This is a genomic window from Companilactobacillus pabuli (assembly GCF_014058425.1).
GTDB classification, from domain to species: Bacteria; Bacillota; Bacilli; order Lactobacillales; family Lactobacillaceae; genus Companilactobacillus; species Companilactobacillus pabuli.
In genome coordinates this window covers 1,830,451-1,848,277 of record NZ_CP049366.1, presented here as the reverse complement: position 1 = coordinate 1,848,277, position 17,827 = coordinate 1,830,451, and the positions used below count along the sequence as shown (strand labels likewise).

The window sequence follows — 17,827 nt, the reverse complement described above, 5'->3', positions numbered from 1 at the left end:
TTGAAATCTGTTTTGAAAGTAAGCAATTTTTTAAAAGTGTTCTTAAATCCTAAAAATATATTTCGTACACTGTGTACATAATTGTACTACATGAAGGATAAAAAGGAGAATAAATGAACACACAAATAAATGATGCTAAGCAATTAATTGACCAAAGCGATGCACTTCTAATCAGTGCTAGCAATGGTTTGTCGATTGCTGAAGGATATAACATTTTTGTTGATGATGATAATTTTGAAAAGTATTTTGGTCATTTCAACATTCTTTATGGAATTAACAGTTTGATTCAAGGAGTCTTTACACAAATTCCCACACCGGACCATCGAGAATTCATGCGTAAAGTACATCAATATTTAATTGATGATTATCAAAAGACTGAAATTTTTGCAATGTTGAAGCGAATTGTTAACCAAAAAGATTATTTTGTCGTCACTTCTAACGCTGATACGCATTTTCAATTGAATGGATTTGATCCCGAAAAAATCTTCGAAATAGAAGGAAATTTCGATCAATTAGAAATGCAGTCGCCGCAATGGCAAAAGCAAAAACAACGTTTTGACCAATTTATCAACGACTACGCTGATAAAAAAGTCGTTCAACTTGAATTAGGAATTGGTTCACGAAATAAGTTGATCAAGCAACCTTTGATGAAGGCTGTTAGTCAGCTACCTTCGTGGAATTATGTGACGCTCAATATGGCAAACGAGATCATGATTGCACCGGAAATAAAATCAAGATCCATCGCTTTATCTGGAGATATCGAAACTACTTTTAAGGATTTATTGAAGGAGAATAAATAATGGCTCAATCATTTTATGAACAATTAGTAATGAAGACACAGATGAATTATCAACAATTTTTTAACGTTTACGCTAGTGGCAAGACACCTGTTAAATTGACTGAAAAGCCAATGTTGCCATATGAAGAACAAGTACAGATCCTAGCAGATAAAATCAAAGAAGCTGACCACATTATCGTCGGCGGAGCTTCAGGCTTGTCAGCTGCTGGAGGTGGTGATTTCTATTATGAGGATAATGCTTCGTTTAGAAAATATTTTGGAAAATTTGCTGAGAAATACGGTATTAAAGGAGCTTTTTCAGGAATGCAATATCCTTGGCCTAGTCGTGAAGAATATTGGGGTTATTTAGCTACTTTCTTGCACACAACCCAACATGCTGAAGTTAGAAAGCCATTCCGTGATCTTCAAGAAATTTTGAAGGGTAAAGATTATTTCATCTTAACAACTAATCAAGATATTCAAGCTATCAAGGCTTTTCCCGAAGAAAAGGTTGCACAGATTCAAGGGGATCATCGCTATTTCCAATGTTCACAACAATGTAGTGACGAAGTCTGGGATGCGGTCAAGCCAGTTGAAGAAATGATTCAAGCCATGGGAGATGATACTAAAGTCCCAACTGAATTGATTCCTCGTTGTCCTAACTGTGGCGCTGAAGCCTTTCCTTGGGTACGTGGTTACGGTAATTTCTTAGAGGGAACTAGATATCATCAAGAATACCAAAAGATATCTGACGATGTTTTGAATCATTTGCATGACGACCATCTTTTATTGATTGAATTAGGTGTAGGTCGCATGACACCAATGTTTATTCAAGAACCTTTCTGGGGCTTAACCGGTAGTCTTGACGGTGCCTATGACGTTATGATCAATCGTGATTATCAATTTTTGCCAGAAGAAATTGAGGATAAAGCTCAAGCTATCAAGGGTGATATTTCTCAAGTATTGGATGATGTCAAAGCCGCAATGTGATTTTGGAACTCTAAAACTTTTTTGATATGATTAGGGAAAATCAGTTTTAGGGGGATTAACAATGGAGCAAGTGGAGAAACTATCGTCGTCGATAATTTTGCTCAATTTTTATTTTGATTGCAATTTTGCACAACCATATTTTAATTGTGGCAATCTTAGCGGTAGTAGTTTTAATCTTGTGGAATATTCCAGCTTATCTTGAGTCCAAACGTTCTAAAGTAACAGTGTTAAATCAAGACTATATTCTCTTACAGAATAGCTCTTTATTGACTAAGCAAACGATGTTCATTCCTAAAATGACAATTCAGTTTTTAAAGAGACGTATAAGTTTGTGGCCAGAGAAAAAGCAAATTGCTGGTTTAACAGTCAATGTACGTTCGGGAATTACCAAACGTAGTTTTAATATAGATTATCAAAAACAAGCCGATATTGATTCTGTTATGAAATGGTATAAAGAATAATTGTAATTAATTTAGATGATTGCTAAAAATTAAAACAGCAGTTATAATATCCTTGTAATTGAAAAGAGACCAAGAGGATGTACCCCTCTTAGCCTCAATCATGAGTCTGAATAGATTTGTTGGTGAGCTAACCTTTACGGTTAGCTTTTTTGATTATCGCATATGCAATGGCGAAGTTAATACTTGCCATCGATACGGTTAAAATGAAAAAAGCGACCATAATGCTCAATCCAACTCCTACTATTCGATTTCTTCATAGTCATGCACCTCCACTTGTAAAAGTAATTGAGGGGTGCTGCACCATTCAGCTTTTACGCTCACTAGACCAAAATGGGAGCGACCCATTAGAGCTTGGCCATGGCTTAAGAATAGAGATAAATTGAATTTCTAGCAATAAAATAATGCAAAAAAACTCCTCAAAATTAATTGAAATTTTGAGGAGTTTTTATTATGAATTATTCAGATCTAAGTGCTGTAGCAGCATCTTTCTTAGCTGCCATCTTAGCAGGGATGTGACCACCTAAAACAGTTAGAATCGTACTGATAATAACCAAGACGATTGCATGAACTGGATTTAGTTGTGAGACATTCTTCAGATCAGTCATGTTTTGCAAGATGATATTGATTGGGAAAGTTGCCAACCAAGCGATGATAACACCAAGTAATCCAGAAGAAACACCTAAAATAGTAGTTTCAGCATCGAATACTCGGGTAATATCTTTCTTTCTAGCACCCAAAGCTTTTAGAATACCGATTTCTTTAGTTCTTTCAAGTACAGATGTGTAAGTAATGATAGCAATCATGATCATACTTGTTACTAGAGAAATTCCGGCGAAGGCTACTAAGACATATGTGATGGCATCCATTAAACCACCAGTTAAGTTAGAAACTTGACCAGCTAAGTCGGTATAGATAACTTTGTTAGATTCCTTCTTGCCCTTGTTGTATTTATCCAAATAGCTGAGGACCTTATCTTTGTCCTTGAAAGTATTAGGGTAGATCAAGATACTTGCAGGAGTTGTGGAACCACCAAGATAACTAACTAGTGAAGTCTTAGTTGTATCGTCAACGTTGCTACCGGTTAGAACATTGCTGTCACTAGCCTTTTGAGCTTTGACGATATCAGAATTTTTGTTAGTTTGGATAATATCTTGAGTTAGCTTGTCACTGTAAGCAATTCCGGATGAAAGGATGTTTTCAGATGATTTTGATTTAACCTTCAAGATACCAGCAATCTTAATAGTTTTGTTATTAGCGTTATTGTAAACGTCGTTTAAATTAGAATTTGGTGTGTAAAGATTGTCACTAACCTTGTTGTAGTAGTCATTATTAGCAACTACCTTTAATTCTTTGCCAACTAATTTGTTGAAATCAAATTTTTGATTGTTTTTAACGTTCATACCAAGGTTCTTTAGAGCATTGATATTAACTGAATTGTCGCGGTCAACTAGCAAGATAACGTCATTTTCGTTCTTAGGAAGGGAACCGGCGATAACTTTGTAGTGTTTCTTCAAGAAATTGTTGCCGTTAGAAGATGGATAAACGGAAGTTCCAATACCAGTTGATGAAGCCATAGCAGCAGACATGCCGCTCATAGAATTAGAACTATTAGTATTGGAGAATTGAGCTGTTTTGACTTTACCGTCATTCTTAGTCAAAAGATTCATACCAGTTGAATAAGTATAGGTAACATCTTTACTCAATTCTGGATCTAAGTTCTTAATATAGTTTAAGTAATTCTTGTTCAGTTTATTAGTGTGAGTCGATTTTTCTTGTTGACTCAATTTAGCAGTAACTTTTTTGGAATTGGAATTTTTAACTTTATCCACAGAAGCTGTTTGCTTAGAGGCAGTTTGCGAAATAGTAACTGGGAATTGCGCTAAAGTATTGCCTTGAGTCTTGTCGATTTGTTTTTGGAAACCAGATGACAAAGCTAAAACAATGGCGATACTGATGATACCAATACTTGAAGCAAAAGCGGTCAGAGCAGTTCTGGCTTTTTTAGTTTTCAAGTTAGTAAATGACAACTTCAAAGCAGTCCAGAAAGTCATCTTAGTTTTCTTGAGTTCAAAATTATCTTTAGAAGTATCTTCAACGAAAGGATTTGAATCATCGAGGATTTTGCCATCAGCAAAGTTGATAATACGATCGGCATATTCTTTAGCCAAAGTAGGATTGTGGGTAACCATGACAACTAGTCGTTCAGCTGACAATTCTTTGATCAGTTTCATGATTTCTTCACTAGTTTCAGTATCCAAAGCACCAGTAGGCTCATCACAGAGTAAAATCTCTGGATCATTGGCAATCGCACGAGCAATCGCAACACGTTGTAATTGACCACCAGATAGTTGGTTAGGTTTCTTGTTGATATGTGGACCTAAGCCAACTCGTTCTAAGGCTTCGCGAGCTTTTTTCTCTTTTTCCTCATTAGGGACACCACTAAGTGTCATTCCCATTTCTACGTTATCTAGGATACTTAAATGTCCAATGATATTGTAGCTTTGGAAGATAAACCCAACGGAATTGTTACGATAAGCATCCCAATCAGCTTCAGAAAAGTCCTTAGTAGATTTTCCATTGATAACTAGATCCCCTGAATCGTAGATATCCAAACCACCGATACCATTGAGCATGGTAGTTTTACCAGAGCCACTAGGTCCTAAGATGGCCACGAATTCTTGCTTACGAAAAGCAACAGAAACGTCATCTAGAGCTTTTGTGACGGAATCACCAACATGGTAATACTTTTTAATATGTTTTAATTCCAGCATTAATTATTCTCTCTAACTTTAAGATTTTAATGTATTATAACAATTAATTTGGTAATATGTCATTATTGTTGCAACACCATGTTTCATATAATAGAAAATATATTTAATAAATTCAATCATCAATCTGAGACAAACTGTTGCATAAATGGAGGAGCCATGGTCGGAATCAAGAATAATAAACAAGCACAACATACTAAGAAAGTTTTACAAGAAAATGTCTTACAATTGCTACAGAAAAAAAGCCTCAGTTCTATTACGGTTACTGAGGTTTGTCAAAAGGCACACGTCAATCGGACGACCTTTTATCGTTATTTCGATGATATTTATATGTGTGTTGATAAAATTGAAAGTGAATTTTTGGATGGTTTAAATATGCCTAAAGAAATCTCACCAGGAAAAGCTTTACAAAGATTATTAGAAGGTTTTTATGCTAATCCTCAAATTAGTAATTTAGTTTTTATTGAAGGTGAGACTAAGCTATTAGAAAAAATGCATAATTCGATGGAACATGGCAGTCAACATCTTGAGCCAATGACTGGATATCAAGAGACTTATATTATGTTAGGAATGCAAGGAATCATGAAGCGTTGGGTCAAAAATGGGATGCCAGAAACGCCAGAGGAATTGACTAATATTATTATTCGAGTGGCTTTTGCGGATGATTTACAAAAACTTCGTTCTAGTTTCTTTTGATAGCTGAGTTTAGAATTTTAAGATCAGCTTTTTTATTAGCAAGTTCTTTTTTTATGATCAGTTCACGCCCATATTGTTCTGGATGTTGCACGACTTCAACTAATTCTAGTTCCAATTGAGCTAGTTCAACGTTAATCGTCTTTTTACGTAAAATCATTAGGGGCTGTAAAATATCCTGATCTTCTTTCCCTAAGAAATGCAATCGTAAAACAAAATCGTCATTATTCAGTTTGGTAATTTCGGGTGTTAGGGGAATTTTTAACCAATCATTGAATAACTTTAAACCTTGAGAAGAGATTCGATAGGTTTTTTTTCTGGAATTTTCTACTTTGTCAGGAACTAACTCAATTAATTCTTTTTTGAGTAGTCGACTTAATTCTGGATAAATTTGACTAAAAGGAGCACTCCAAAATTCAGCCTTTTCTTTATCAAAAGTTTGTTTGATATCGTAACCAGTCATTTCCTGGCGGGTGAGTAGACCTAAAATCATGTATTGTAAAGTATTTGTACGAGCCATATTCTTGTCCTTTACTTTTTTAAACTATGTATTAAACTATATATATTAATATATAGTATTGAGGGTAATTATGGAACAAATTAAGAATAAAAACTTAACGATGATCCTAATAGGAATTGGGATCGTTATTTTTATGTCTACTTTAGATAGTAGCATCGTTACCGTGGCACTACCAGTGTTGAGCAAGGCTTTAAATACTAACATAAGTCTGATTAACTGGGTCGTAACGATGTATTTGATCGTGATGAGTAGTACTTTAATGATTTTTGGAAAACTTGGTGATAAGTATGGCAAAATCAAATTTTTCAAATGGGGAACCTTATTATTTGTCATCAGTTCAGCTTTGTGTGCTATGTCAGTTAGTTGGTTAACTTTGATAATTTCACGAAGTCTACAAGCAATCGGTGCCGCAATGACAATGGCTACTTCAAACGGAATTATTGTCGAAGTTTTTCCAGATAGTCGTCGTGGACAAGCATTGGGTTGGATGGGTTCATTTGTTTCTTTAGGTGGAATTATTGGACCTAGTATTGGAGGAATCTTATTGAATTTCTTCCCTTGGCATATCATTTTTTGGTTAAACGTACCAATCGGTGTTATTGCAATATTTCTATTATTTAGATATCTACCTAATAAGTTGGATCAGAAATATGCAAATCGAGGCTTTGATTTAACTGGTTCGGTTCTTTTAGTAATTGGTTTTACTAGTATGTTTGTCGGAATTTTATTGAGTCAACAATTGGGATGGGCTGATTGGCGTATCCTGACTATGACAATCGTTGGTTTGATTTTGTTAGTTATTTTGTATCGTTATGAAGCTAAACAAAATGAACCAATTTTACCAGTTAATTTATTCAAAAATAAGTGGTTTACAATACAATTATTAGCATGTTTTATGGTATTTATCATTGACTTCTTCTTTGATGTCATCGCACCATTTTACTTACAAAATGCTCGTGGGTTCAGTCCATTATTCAGTGGCTTCTTCTTGTTGATTTTCCCGGTCGTACAATTGTTTGTGGCACCAATCTCAGGAGGTTTGGCTGATAGACACGATCCATTCAAGATTACTCTGGTTGGATTAGCCATTATTAGTTTTGGGCAGATTTTCTATGTTATTAGTGGGTTAAACAATACTATTTTGATTTTTGCTGTTGGCGCTGCTTTGGCAGGTTTGGGTAATGGATTGTTCCATTCACCTAATAATGTATTGGTTATGAGTAACGTTTCGCAAAAAGATTACGGTTCTGCTGGTAGTGTTTATAGTTTGTCAAGAACAGTCGGAATGGTAGTTGGATCAGCTATGTCGACGACTTTATTGTTCGGTTCGATGTCAATTTTGGATGGCAGTCGAGTTAAGTCATACATACCAAGCAAGCCGCAGTTGTTTATTGACGGAATGCACATTACTTTTGGTTTGTCTTGTGCAATCAGTGTTATTTTGTTGATAGGAATTTTTGTTTGGCATCGTCGTAGTAGTAAATGAATTTGCTAAATATTCCGTCCTCCATAGCAAAGAAAATTTGGCTGGAACGTAGTGGGCACGATTTTGAGCTTTTGCAAAATGCGCAAAATCTCAAAACTCGGCCTTATTCTAAGCAACAAGTTGCTAAGAATAATTTCACTACTGAGCCAATTTTCTTTGCTATTCCGGACTAGATAGTGATTCTGTTTTTTTATATTGACAAATAAAAGCATCTATTCAGAGTTATTACTCCAAATAGATGCTATTTTTGACCTTGAATAGAATTTTTTTACGTAATTTAAATTGTATTAATTTTTTTAGTTCGAGCACTAACTAAGTAATAAAGAATAGCAGTGAAGATCATAGCAGGGAAGGTGGCACCGACTGTTTGAACGATGAAGTCCAATTTGTTTAATCCTAAGTAACTCAAGACTCCGATTGCCCAAGTAGTGATTGCCATTAAATTGACACCCTTTGTATACCAATATTTACCCTGAGGTTTAGAAAGTTCGCTGACTTGATAATCTTTTTTCTTAATGAAGAAGAAGTCTACTAAGAAGATAGCAATTTCTGGTCCTAAGAACATTCCGATACCGTCTAAGAAGGTTTCAAAGGTAGTTAAGAAACTAGCTACATAAACGGGGATGAAGGTCATGACAGTGGCGACTAGAGTGACGATCCACAAGGCTGGCGTTAATTTGAGTTTGTGGAAGATATTAGTCATTGCTGAACCGGCAGCCATTAAATTAACTGCATTGGCGGTGGTACTAGTGATGACGATGACTAACATGGCTAAGATTCCTAAACCTAATTTAGCGGCAATAGTACTAGGATCAGCGTTGTTAGGGTCAAATTTGTTGATGGTGATGGCTGTGGCGATAGTTGCAATCAAACCGATGAAGGCAAACCAGAACAAACCGATATTGGCGCCGAAGAATGAAACGGTTGTTGCAGCGTGTTTATCTTTTGTAAAACGACTAAAATCAGCGGCAGCTGTGACCCAAGCTAAGTTGAAGGCTGCTAAGATATCGACGATTTTTCCACTAGGTAGTTGGAATTTAGCGGCTGGTTGCCATTTGACGATTTCATGGAAAGGAACGGTTTTTAGAACAACAATGGATTCCCAAGTTACTAAGATAATTACTAAAATAATTCCGAAGCGTTCGATCCATTTTACTGATTTTTCCCCGACTGAAATACTGATTAGATGTAGAATGGACATAACGACAATTCCAATGATGATGCTGAATTGATTGTGGAAGGCTGAATTGTTCCAGCCTAAGATGTCTTTCAAGATGAAACTAATGGAAGTAGCGGCAATAAAAGTATTGATGGCTGCCCATCCGATGAATTGAATGACATTAATTAAAGATGGCAAGATGGAACCTTTGACGCCAAATGATGGTCTAGTCAAAGTCATAGCTGGTAATCCGGTTTTAAATCCCATGTAAGATGCTAAAGCCAATAAAACATAGGACAAAGAACCGACAATTACTAATAAAGTTGAGGCCTTGATTAATCCAACAGCGGCGATGACGCCACCGATATACCAAGTTCCGTTATTAGCGTTAGCTCCAATCCAAGTGGCAAAAAGATCCCATTTGGACATGGCCCGTTGATCTGGTGTTGTTGCTTGAATATGTTCTTTCATATTAGTTTCCCCCATAATCAGAGCAGTAAAAAAGGGGACTGCACCTGAGCAGTTCCCTCAATAATTAATTATTTACCGCTCTTTTATCAGCCTCACTGGACTGTTTTAAAAAGATTTTTATATTGTTGTCAGTTTAGTTTATGAACTTGGCAATGTCAACTAATAAATTGTATACTATATCAAAAATTCAAAGGAGTGTATCTCGATGTTATTACAACAAGTCAGAATCCAAAATCAATCCGCTCAAGATATCAGAATTGAAGATGGTAAATTTACTGAGATTGCCGACCATTTGACACCAAAAGATGGCGAAGAAGTAATCGTTGGTCATGAAAAATTAGTTTTGCCACCATTCATTGATCCTCATGTTCACCTCGATTCAACCTTGACAGCTGGTCAACCAGAATGGAATGAAAATGGAACTTTGTTTGATGGAATTCGCATCTGGACTGAGCGTAAGAAATCATTAACTTATCAAGATGTTAAAAAACGTGCCACTTTAGCTTTGAAGATGCAAGCTAGTCACGGAATCCAATTCGTTCGTTCCCACGTTGATGTAACTGATCCTAGTCTAAAAGCTCTCAAAGCTTTGATCGATGTTCGTGAAAGTGTTAAAGACTGGATGACCTTGCAATTAGTCGCTTTTCCACAGGAAGGAATTCTTTCTTATCCAAATGGTAAAGAACTAATGCAAAAAGCAGTTGATTTGGGTGTTGATGTAGTTGGAGCTATTCCACATTACGAATTTAATCGTGAATACTCAGTTGAATCGTTGCGCTTTGCTTTTGATCTAGCACAGAAAAATGACTTGTTGTTCGATGCACATACTGACGAAATTGATGATCCTAGTTCTAGAAGTTTAGAGACTCTAGCAACCTTAGCTTATGAAAGTGGCATGGGTCAACGCGTTACAGCTTCACATACGACCGCTATGGGATCATATAACGATGCCTACATGTACAAGTTGATGCGTTTGTTGAAGATGTCGAATATGAACTTTATCTCTAATCCTTTAGTAAACATGTACTTAGGTGGACGTTTCGATACTTATCCTAAGCGTCGTGGTTTGACTCGTGTGAAAGAATTAACTGAAGAAGGAATCAACGTCGCCTTTGGTGAAGACGACATTAAAGATCCTTGGTATCCAATGGGTAACGGTAATATGTTCGATGTTTTGGCTGAAGGATTGCATGCTACGCAAATGATGGGACACCAACAAATTATGGACTCATACAAGTTCATTACTCTAAACAGTGCTCGGGCTTTGCAAGTTGAGGACCAATACGGAATTGAAGTCGGCAAGCCTGCTAATTTCGTCTTATTGGATGCTCACAATTTCTATGATGCCATCAACAAGCGAGCTGCAGTTTTATTGTCAGTTCACAATGGAAAAGTTATTGGTAAGACTAAACCTGCTGAAACAGAATTATATATTTAATAAATTAGGGGGCAGCCAATTGGTTGTCCTTTTTTTGTAAGGATGGGAATATGATATTAGAAAGACCCAATGTTATTAATTTACATAAATTACAGTCACAACTGGGTGGTTTAAAAAAGCGTCCGAATATTGATGAATTATCAAAAATGATTAAAATGTTTCAACTTTATCAAGCTGGTCAAAAGGAGATCAGTACCAAGCTAGAAAATCTTGATTCAGAATTTCAAGTTAATTACGATTACAATCCAATTCATCATATGGAATCCAGAATGAAAGATATGCAAAGCCTTTTACAAAAAGCTGAGCGTAAAGGCTATGAATTAACAGTTGAGAGTATTGAACAAAATATTTTTGATATTGCCGGTATTCGTGTAATCACTAATTATGTTGATGATATTTATAAAATTGAAAAAATGTTGACGAAACAGTCAGATGTGACTTTATTGCGCCGTAAAGATTACGTTAAACATCCCAAAGCCAGTGGTTATCGTAGTTTACATATTGTTGTGAAAGTGCCGGTTTTTCAAGCTGAAGGACCAATTGATGTGCCAGTTGAAATTCAAATTAGAACCGTTGGTATGGATATGTGGGCAAGTTTGGAACATAAGTTGCGCTATAAGACGAATGTCGATAAAAAATTAGTTGATCAATATGGTGACCAATTACAAGGATATGCAGATGAATTAGAAAAAATTGAGCGTGGTATGCAAGATATACATCAAAATTTAATCTAAAAAAAGGGCCTTAGTTCACTGATAGTAGCGAATTAAGGTCCTTTTTACACAGCCTGCTCTGATGCATTATTTAGTAGCCAATTTTCTTTGGTCAGTTCGTAAGCCATGACAGTTCTGACTTCTCCAGTATGTGGCGAAGGGAAGGTGCCAATGGAACCTAAATCAGTCATGCCCATTTTTTCCATCACTCGACCAGATCTAGGATTAAGACTAGCATAGTGAGCTTCTACTCGTTCGAAGTTTAAATCTTCGAATCCATAAGCCATCATAGTTTTGCCAACTTCCGCAACGAATCCTTTGCCCCAAGCGCTTTGAGCTAGAGCATAAGTTAGTAAGGCACTGTAGCCTTCGGGATGGAATTCGTAAAAACCAATTAATTGGTGAGTATCTTTAGTTTCGATACCAAAAGAATAGATTGATCCTAGAAAGTGAGAGTTAAAAAGTTCAGCGAAATTATTCTCGGCTTGAACATTGCGATACCTAGTGTATCTAACTACCAAAGGATCATACAAGATAGCTTGTAAGTCGTTAAAGTCCTCAATTTGAATCGGACGAATAAGTAATCTCTCTGTTGTAATTTGACGCATCTTTTTTTCTCCAAATCCTCAATTAGAATTAGAATATAAACTATTATTTAGCGTCTGTAAACTATTTTATTTCGAAAAAAGCAATGAGTTAAAATAATTTAAATCATTGACAGGTGTATAAACATATTATAAAATTACGGCGTTAAGTAGGTGCATTTTTAAATTTCAATATTGAGGAGTTTTAATTAATGAGGGAATGGCAAAAAGAAACTGTGTATCAGATTTATCCACGCAGTTTTCAAGACTCTAATGGGGATGGTATCGGTGATATCAACGGTATTATTTCTCGATTAGATTATTTACAAAAGCTTGGAATCGGTTTGATTTGGCTAACTCCAATGTATCGTTCACCAGGTAATGATAATGGTTACGATATTGCAGATTACTATCAAATTGATCCTGTTTTTGGAACGATGGAAGATTTCGAGAATTTATTGAATGAAGCTCATAAGCGTAATATCAAAATTATTATGGATATGGTTTTGAATCATACTTCTAATGAGAATCATTGGTTCCAAGAGGCTTTGAAGTCAAAAGATAATCCATATCATGATTTTTATATTTGGAAAGATCCAGTCGGCGGGCATGAACCTAATAATTGGGTTTCCAAATTCAGTGGTAGTGCATGGAAATACGTACCAAAGTTGGACCAATATTATTTACACTTGTATGATGTGACAATGCCGGACTTAAATTGGCGTAATGAAAAATTGCGTAATAAGATTTTTAAAATGTTAAAATACTGGGCTGCTAAAGGAATTGATGGCTTCCGTTTGGATGTTATCAACAATATTTCTAAAGATAAAGAGATGCCTAATGACACTTTTGCTACACCTCTAGACGACGGACGTAACTTCTATACCAATGGGCCACATGTACACGAATATATTCATGAAATGTATGAAAAAGTTTTTGGACCTAATAATTTTGTAACGGTTGGAGAATTGTCTTCAACGCCTATTTCTGAAGCAATTAAGTACACTAATCCAAATCGCCAAGAACTCTCAATGGCCTTTACTTTCCACCATGTCAAAGTTGATTATACTAATGGGAATAAATGGACGCTCGGACAATACAAATTGTCTGATTTAACGAGAATTTTGAGTGATTGGCAAGTGAAGATGAATGCTCATGGTGGTTGGAATGCATTGTTCTGGAATAATCATGATCAACCACGAGCCATCTCAAGATTTACTAATGATACAAAATATCGTGATCAATCAGCTAAATTATTAGCAATGGTTGAATTCGGATTGCAAGGAACACCTTATATTTATCAAGGTGACGAAATTGCGATGAAGAATGCTTATTTCACTGATATTAAGCAATATAACGATCATGAATCAATCAACGCTTACAATGAACTGCTAAAAAATGGTGTTGCTAAGGAAAAAGCTATTAAGATTTTACAACAGAAATCGCGTGAAAATGCTCGTTTGCCAATGCAATGGAATTCTCAAAAGAATTATGGATTTACAACGGGCCAACCATGGTTAAAGCCACTACACCATGATGACTATTCAGTTGAAAAAGTCTTAAAAATGAAGAATAACGTCTTTGATTTTTATCGTGCGTTAATTTTCCTACGCAAACACAAACAGATTCTCATAAATGGACAATATAAATTATTAAATTCGCAAGATAATAGCGTTTATAGCTATGAAAGAATTAATAATAAAGGTAAAATTTTAGTAATGGCTAATTTCACTGATCAAATGCAAGAACGAAAAATTGCTAATGGTTTTGATTTGTTGCTTGGTAATTATGAGGGAATCAAGTTAAACAAAGGAACAGTAACTTTGCGACCATATGAATCAGTCATGTTAGAAAAATGATTACTATCTATCTAGTCCGGAATAGCAAAGAAAATTGGCTCAGATGTGAAATTATTCTTAGCAATTTATTGCTTAGCAAAGGCTCCAAGTCGTGCCCACATCATTCCAGCCAAATTTGCTTTGCTATGGAGGACGGAATACTTAACTAACCTAATTAAAAAGAACTCACCTGGAGAGGGTAATTCAAATTTTGCAGCATCAAAATTGAGGAGAAAAAAATGCCAAAGAACTTATATTCAGATATTTATCATATATTAAAAGGTGAAATTGATAGCAATGTTTATCCACCTAAAACAATTTTGCCAGGTGAAGAAGAATTATCACAGCGCTTTAGTGTAACTAGAAACACGATTAGAAGAGCGTTGAAAAAACTTCAATCCGATGGCTTAGTTTATACAGTTAAAGGTCGTGGAGTAGTTGTTTTGGAACCAATTGTGGATAATCGAGTGATTTTCTCAGCTGCTAACCATTATGGTTTCCAAGACTTGATGAGTTTTCCTCAAAATAAGTTTATTAAAAAGTTGAGTACTAAGGTTTTGAAATTTGAAGAAGTTGAGATTGATGATGAATTGTCTAAGCATACTTCTTTTTCAATAGGAGATATGGCTTACTATGTTGAACGTTTACGTTTGGTTAATGGCAAAGCTATGGCTATGGATACAAGTTATTTCAGACAAGAAAATATGCCTAATTTAACCATCGAAAATGCTCGAAATTCAATTTACCAATATATTCGTGATGAAAAGTTATTTAAAATTGCGGCAGCACGTTCAGTCGCCACTGTTGAGACAGTGACTCAAAAGGAAGCAGACTTTTTAAATCTTAAAGAAGCCAATTGCGTAGGTGCCTTAAAGAAATACGTTTATACTGATTTGGGTAATTTATTCGAATGTACTGAAACTAAATATGTTCCTGATCATTTCTCATTGGTGGGATTTGAATCATATTAAAAAAGTCGACCAAACGGTCGGCTTTTTTTTAGAATTTAATAATTTGATTGAAAATGAAGTTATCGGGTATGAAATGTGACTCGGTATATTCGAATTGCTTACCATCATCGTTAAAAGCAAAACTTACCATGTTACCGACACAATTGTTGATACCTAGGTTTAAGTTCTCATAATCGACTTGTTCAGCGTGTTCGATTCTTAATTGACGTTTAACAACAGCAATTTTCATCTTCATGTCATCTTTAATATATGAATAAATGGAATCTTTGGCGATTTCTGCGGTAATACCAGGTACGATTTGAGCATTGAAGTAGTTCAAATCTAGAACAGCATTTTTATTGTTGATACGACGTACACGTTTGATTGCATAAACCGGGATACCGACGGCAAAAGAAGTTTTATGACTGAGTTTTTCATCAACGATTATTTGTTGAAAATCGGCGATGATCGTTGCTCGTTTGATATCTTCTGCCTTATTCAAGTTTTGCAAACCGTTAATATCACGAAGACTCAAATTGATTTCTTGAGTTTTGGGTGTTTGTTCTAGAACGACGACACCTTTTCCTTTGACGCTGTATACTAGTCCTTCATCAGAAAGCTGTTTGATTGCTTTGCGGATAGCATAACGACTAGCGTTAAATTCCGCAATCAATGATTCTTCAGTAGGTAAACGCATTTTAATATTATATTTTCCATTGATTACACGTTGTTTAAGTTCTTGATAGATATCTTTATTAGTAGTCTCAGCCATTTATAACGCTCCAATACAATTGATCAATATATACTATTAATAATATATTATATTGAAAATGATTTAAATACGATATTGCAAGAAATAGTACATTTATGCATAATACTATATTCCAAAATTTAATATTGATGAAAATTTCAGGAATAATTAAATCATTCTTTTTCTAATTAGCTGTTCTTTAATATAGTTAGCGACAATTTTGCCACCAGCACTAGAAAAATGAACATGATCTCCGCAATCAAATTCTGGTTTAAGATGATGATCCTCACTGACTAAAGTTGATAAGTCGATAATATGTGGCATTTTCAGTAGTTCGTAGTTGATAGCCAAACGTAATTGTTCCTTCTTATCATTCCATCCAGACAAATTATCGTTCATATTGCCATAAGCGGGTGTTATCGTCATAGGAACAAAAGTTGCGTCGTGTTTTTTGCATTCGGCCTTTAAAAGATGTATTGCCGTAATAACTGCACGAGAAGTAGGCAATTCACTGATAGGCGTGCCGGTACCAGGATGTAGTAAATCATTGATACCTTCCATAAAAATGACAATATTAGGTTGGAAGTTGGCCAACATATGATCAAAACGAGTAAATCCAGCTTCACCGAAACTAGTGGACCATTGAGAAGTGCTATTTCCTTGATGTAAAAGACGATTGCCTGATATTCCAAAATTACCAGTCATAATGTGAAAATTCTGCTCTAGGTCTTTTGCTAAAGGTGCTGAAAAGTTACCTTGATTAGTTAGAGAATCACCAAAAAATGCTATTTTTTCATAAGTTTGATTAGTTTGAACTTGAATAGCTGATATTCCAAAAAAATACTTCGGCATTTGTGGATGATTATTTTTTGTCTTAATTAAATCATTGGAAATAGTTAATCCAACCGAATGAATCGTAATTTTAGGTGAAGTAATATCGACTGACAAGAATGTATTAGAAGGTAAGTCGATATCGATCCAATCTGACCATTGGATTAACCGTGGCTCAATTTGGAAACTAGTTTTATGGTCCAACGTTACAGGAATTTTGTGAGATTCTGAATCATAGATTTCCATATGTGTGATTACAAGTGGCGTTTCATCGTAAAGATTGTTTAATTGAAAACGAATTTTTTTGGTTGCCAAGGGTTGAAAAATTTGTAGATGTTGAAATTGATCCCGATTGACTTCAGTTAAATTGTCATAATTAGTAAAATTATGTTTCCACGTCGTTGTAATAATCATTTTTATGCCTTCTTTAAGTGGTGAATTATTCTCTACTAATATGATAGCATGTTTAAACAATTTAAACTTAAGAAAAATACAAAAATTAATAAATTTTTTGCAAAAAAAATCCATAGAATCCAATTAAAGATCCTATGGTAAATAAGAGAATAATTATTGAGTCACGCTAGGTTTAGCACTCAAAGTCCAAGTAATTACAGCATTTCTTTTCTTAGCTGATTGTTCAGTTCCGTTATTAGTACCACCGACGTGCAATTTTGCTGAATCAGGCGTGTTGAATTTGGCACTGACGATACCAGCATTATAACTGCCTTTTTCAAGGTTCATAACAGTTGCTGGGGCATCTTGTTTAGTGCTGTCAATTGTTGCAGCTTGAGTAGATAAATCTTTTGAACTATTGGAAATGTTTTGTTGATCGCCGTTCAATAGGGGAATGGCACTTAAATATAAGATAGCATCCAAATCGGCTGAGGTATCGGTATCAATTGTCTTGAGAGGACCCATTGAAGCTGTCAAAGTAAAGCCAGGCATGTCGCTAGTCATATTACGTGAATCAATAACCTCCAAAAGTCCGTCATCGTTACCGTCGATACCAGCTGTTGATCCATCAGTAAAGCCAGTCGTATCAGTAGTATTGCTCTTTAATTTACCAGTTGAGTTAGCCATCAAAGAACCAAAATTGAAGTTAGGCACCGCTTCCAAAGTTAAAATTCCAGAGAGTACAGTGACACTAACATTCGATTGAGCAGTAGTATTGCCATCATCAGTCGTACTATCAGAAGTTGCAGTTGTAGTATCTGATTCGGGCAAAGCACTATAAGTTGTAGTAATTGAATTGTTAGTTTCATTTTGAACTTGAAGTGCCTTTGTTGCTGCTTGAGCTGTAGTTAAAGGAGACAGAGATAGACTAAGGCTGATTAGTAGCAATAAACGAACGACATTTTTAAACCATTTCATCATTTGTCCCCCTAACTTTTTATTT

Annotated in this window: 17 protein-coding genes; 10 read left to right on the top strand and 7 right to left on the bottom strand. The window is 35.3% G+C overall.

Going from position 1 to position 17,827, the window contains the following annotated elements; genetic code table 11:
- Positions 1–113: 113 nt before the first annotated feature.
- The 3 genes from G6534_RS09025 (at position 114) to G6534_RS09015 (ending at position 2,229) form a co-directional block, all read left to right on the top strand.
- Positions 114–800, top strand: a complete 687-nt coding sequence (locus G6534_RS09025) for a hypothetical protein (RefSeq protein ID WP_182082614.1) — start codon at positions 114–116, stop codon at positions 798–800.
- Positions 800–1,768 (top strand): SIR2 family NAD-dependent protein deacylase, encoded by a 969-nt coding sequence (locus G6534_RS09020; RefSeq protein WP_182082613.1) that lies wholly within the window; start codon positions 800–802, stop codon positions 1,766–1,768. The genes G6534_RS09025 and G6534_RS09020 overlap by 1 nt, the downstream gene beginning before the upstream one ends.
- A gap of 125 nt (positions 1,769–1,893) precedes the next feature.
- Positions 1,894–2,229 (top strand): hypothetical protein, encoded by a 336-nt coding sequence (locus G6534_RS09015; RefSeq protein WP_153000014.1) that lies wholly within the window; start codon positions 1,894–1,896, stop codon positions 2,227–2,229.
- A gap of 455 nt (positions 2,230–2,684) precedes the next feature.
- On the opposite strand, the gene G6534_RS09010 is transcribed toward G6534_RS09015, so the two are convergent.
- Positions 2,685–5,000, bottom strand: a complete 2,316-nt coding sequence (locus tag G6534_RS09010) for an ABC transporter ATP-binding protein/permease (RefSeq protein WP_182082612.1) — start codon at positions 4,998–5,000, stop codon at positions 2,685–2,687.
- 156 nt (positions 5,001–5,156) lie between these two features.
- Between G6534_RS09010 and G6534_RS09005 the strand changes: the two genes are divergently transcribed.
- Positions 5,157–5,693, top strand: a complete 537-nt coding sequence (locus tag G6534_RS09005) for a TetR/AcrR family transcriptional regulator (RefSeq protein WP_182082611.1) — start codon at positions 5,157–5,159, stop codon at positions 5,691–5,693.
- Here G6534_RS09005 and G6534_RS09000 read toward each other — a convergent pair.
- Positions 5,680–6,210 (bottom strand): PadR family transcriptional regulator, encoded by a 531-nt coding sequence (locus G6534_RS09000; protein ID WP_059074882.1) that lies wholly within the window; start codon positions 6,208–6,210, stop codon positions 5,680–5,682. The two genes, G6534_RS09005 and G6534_RS09000, sit on opposite strands and share 14 nt — an antisense overlap.
- A gap of 70 nt (positions 6,211–6,280) precedes the next feature.
- On the opposite strand from G6534_RS09000, the gene G6534_RS08995 reads away from it, so the two are divergent.
- Both G6534_RS08995 and G6534_RS08990 read left to right on the top strand, forming a co-directional pair.
- On the top strand, positions 6,281–7,696 hold the full coding sequence (locus G6534_RS08995; protein ID WP_182082610.1) for an MFS transporter: 1,416 nt from the start codon (positions 6,281–6,283) through the stop codon (positions 7,694–7,696).
- On the top strand, positions 7,693–7,869 hold the full coding sequence (locus G6534_RS08990; RefSeq protein WP_182082609.1) for a hypothetical protein: 177 nt from the start codon (positions 7,693–7,695) through the stop codon (positions 7,867–7,869). Before G6534_RS08995 ends, G6534_RS08990 begins: the two co-directional genes overlap by 4 nt.
- Before the next feature lie 104 nt (positions 7,870–7,973).
- Here G6534_RS08990 and G6534_RS08985 read toward each other — a convergent pair whose 3' ends face one another.
- Positions 7,974–9,326 carry a cytosine permease gene (locus tag G6534_RS08985; protein ID WP_059074649.1) on the bottom strand — a complete coding sequence of 451 codons (1,353 nt, stop codon included), beginning with the start codon at positions 9,324–9,326 and terminating at the stop codon, positions 7,974–7,976.
- Positions 9,327–9,531: 205 nt separating this feature from the next.
- Between G6534_RS08985 and codA the strand changes: the two genes are divergently transcribed.
- The gene (gene codA / locus G6534_RS08980; protein WP_182082608.1) at positions 9,532–10,764 is read left to right on the top strand and encodes a cytosine deaminase; all 1,233 of its coding nucleotides are present in this window, start codon (positions 9,532–9,534) and stop codon (positions 10,762–10,764) included.
- Between the two features lie 50 nt (positions 10,765–10,814).
- Complete coding sequence (locus G6534_RS08975; RefSeq protein ID WP_059074652.1) at positions 10,815–11,498, top strand: GTP pyrophosphokinase; 684 nt, start codon at positions 10,815–10,817, stop codon at positions 11,496–11,498.
- A 44-nt stretch (positions 11,499–11,542) separates the two neighbouring features.
- On the opposite strand, the gene G6534_RS08970 is transcribed toward G6534_RS08975, so the two are convergent.
- Complete coding sequence (locus G6534_RS08970) at positions 11,543–12,085, bottom strand: GNAT family N-acetyltransferase (protein WP_059074648.1); 543 nt, start codon at positions 12,083–12,085, stop codon at positions 11,543–11,545.
- Positions 12,086–12,273: 188 nt separating this feature from the next.
- On the opposite strand from G6534_RS08970, the gene G6534_RS08965 reads away from it, so the two are divergent.
- Positions 12,274–13,920: an alpha,alpha-phosphotrehalase gene (locus G6534_RS08965; RefSeq protein ID WP_059074647.1), complete on the top strand. Its 1,647-nt coding sequence runs from the start codon at positions 12,274–12,276 to the stop codon at positions 13,918–13,920.
- 218 nt (positions 13,921–14,138) lie between these two features.
- Positions 14,139–14,870, top strand: a complete 732-nt coding sequence (locus G6534_RS08960) for a GntR family transcriptional regulator (protein ID WP_059074646.1) — start codon at positions 14,139–14,141, stop codon at positions 14,868–14,870.
- Between the two features lie 28 nt (positions 14,871–14,898).
- On the opposite strand, the gene G6534_RS08955 is transcribed toward G6534_RS08960, so the two are convergent.
- From G6534_RS08955 to G6534_RS08945, 3 genes are all read right to left on the bottom strand, one after another.
- The gene (locus G6534_RS08955) at positions 14,899–15,621 is read right to left on the bottom strand and encodes a UTRA domain-containing protein (RefSeq protein WP_059074645.1); all 723 of its coding nucleotides are present in this window, start codon (positions 15,619–15,621) and stop codon (positions 14,899–14,901) included.
- 147 nt (positions 15,622–15,768) lie between these two features.
- Positions 15,769–16,845: a GDSL-type esterase/lipase family protein gene (locus G6534_RS08950; RefSeq protein WP_182082607.1), complete on the bottom strand. Its 1,077-nt coding sequence runs from the start codon at positions 16,843–16,845 to the stop codon at positions 15,769–15,771.
- A 153-nt stretch (positions 16,846–16,998) separates the two neighbouring features.
- Entirely contained in the window at positions 16,999–17,805 is an 807-nt protein-coding gene (locus G6534_RS08945; RefSeq protein ID WP_152999995.1) for a WxL domain-containing protein, read from the bottom strand.
- Positions 17,806–17,827 lie beyond the last annotated feature (22 nt).